Raw genomic sequence first — 1,289 nt, forward strand, 5'->3', positions numbered from 1 at the left:
CACCCATGTCTTCGGGGGCGAGGATCTGGCGCGCCTGCCGCTCTACAATCCGCGCGCGACCGAGCGAACCGAGGCGGAGCGGGTGTTCGTCGACACCGTGCGACAGGCCTCGGCGATCATCATCGCCAGTCCGGGCTATCATGGCAGCATCTCGGGGTTGGTGAAGAACGCGCTCGACCTGTTGGAGGAAACGGCGAAGGACGACCGCCCCTATCTCGCCGACATGCCGGTGGGGCTGATCGCCACCGCCTATGGCTGGCAGGCTACGGGCTCGACCATCGCGGCCCTGCGCTCGATCGTCCATGCGCTGCGCGGCTGGCCGACGCCGTTTGCGGCGGCGGTGAACACGCAGCAGACCCGGTTCGACGAAGAAGGCCGGATCAGCGACCCGGCGGTCGAAGGGCAGTTGCGCCTGGTCGGCCAACAGGTCGCCCGCTTCGCACCGCTGGCGGGGACGATCGGCGCGTCGAACTGAGGGGTTTTTGATTCACGCGAAGCCGCGATGACGCAAAGAGTTTGATTTCGTGCGAAGGCGCGGAGATGTATCGCGCGCGGCAGCGCGCAGCGTTCTTTCTTCGATCGCGTGAAAAAGGCTGCAAGAGCCGCAAGCTCGACACCTCCGCGTCCTCCGCGCCTCCGCGCGAACCCAATTCTCCCTCTTCGCGGCATCGCGGCATCGCGTGAAAGAAAAGATAACACCCCGTTCCCCGGCGAAGGCCGGGGCCCAGTTTCTTCCAGGCCGCTGGTGCACAAAGATCGTGCGTGGGCGGCAAATGCCTTGCGCCTTCGATAGCACACAGGAACTGGACCCCGGCCTTTGCCGGGGAACGGCGAGTCGCCGGGAAACCGTTAGCGCAGACGCTCCGTCACCAGCGCCGTGATCTCGTCCGCGATCTCCGCCGGATCGCGCAAAGCACCATGCGCCACGGTCGACACCGTCACCCACTCGCCCAGCATCGCCCCGTCCGCCATCGCGGCGTAATTGGCGCGCACCCGTGCCTGAAGCCCCAGATCGGCCTCATAGGCGTCATAGGTATCGTCCGTATAGCTGCGCTTGCGCTTGCGGGCGATCAGGTCGCGCGCGACGTCGAGCGGCGTGTCGAGATAGACCGACAGATGGGGCGCTGGCAGGCGGAACTGCACCGTCTCCAGCTGTTCGATCCATTGCAGCAGCGCAGGCGCCCGGTCAGGCGGCACTTGGGCCGCCTGATAGGCCATGTTCGACGCGATATAGCGGTCGAAGACGATGACGTCGTGCACTTCGGCCAGCTCGACCAGATGCGGCCGCG

At 66.2% G+C, this 1,289-nt stretch carries 2 protein-coding genes; one reads left to right on the forward strand and one right to left on the reverse strand.

Annotated features, from left to right (window positions below; genetic code table 11):
- Window positions 1-475, forward strand: a 475-nt coding sequence (locus U1700_RS14660; RefSeq protein ID WP_332753426.1) for an NADPH-dependent FMN reductase, incomplete at its 5' end; no start/stop codon positions are given.
- Window positions 476-849: 374 nt separating this feature from the next.
- On the opposite strand, the gene U1700_RS14665 is transcribed toward U1700_RS14660, so the two are convergent.
- Window positions 850-1,289, reverse strand: a 440-nt coding sequence (locus tag U1700_RS14665) for a thymidylate kinase (protein ID WP_332753427.1), incomplete at its 5' end; no start/stop codon positions are given.

The organism is Sphingomonas sp. RB1R13 (assembly GCF_036663775.1).
Taxonomy (GTDB): domain Bacteria; phylum Pseudomonadota; class Alphaproteobacteria; order Sphingomonadales; family Sphingomonadaceae; genus Sphingomicrobium.